A 289-nucleotide genomic window follows, 5' to 3' on the forward strand; every position below is an offset into this window, starting at 1 on the left:
CGATAAGACCGCCGCCCCATTTGAGCGCGGTCGGAATTGTCACCGACGTCGTCTTGAAACCGCCGGAGCCGGCGAAGACGATGCCATGCGATGAGCCGAACGACCCGTCGAAGCAAAGTAGCGGAGCTTTGCCGCCCACACCCCATGTCTCCCGTGCGTCGGCCCGGAACGACATGCCGGCCACGCTGTCGCGGTCGACACGATAGCGCTCGCCGATCACGATGCCGCCCGCATCCGCAAACATCCTGGCGGCCTCGGTCATGCCCATCCAGTTTGCCTCCCCATGGAC

General features: G+C 65.1%; 1 protein-coding gene. It reads right to left on the reverse strand.

Annotation, left to right across the window (positions count from 1 at the left end; translation table 11 throughout):
- A partial coding sequence (locus tag EOC06_RS38860; RefSeq protein ID WP_164899082.1) for a type IV secretory system conjugative DNA transfer family protein occupies nucleotides 1–289 on the reverse strand: 289 nt, incomplete at both ends.

Source organism: Mesorhizobium sp. M7A.F.Ca.MR.362.00.0.0, from assembly GCF_004023175.1.
Lineage (GTDB): Bacteria > Pseudomonadota > Alphaproteobacteria > Rhizobiales > Rhizobiaceae > Mesorhizobium.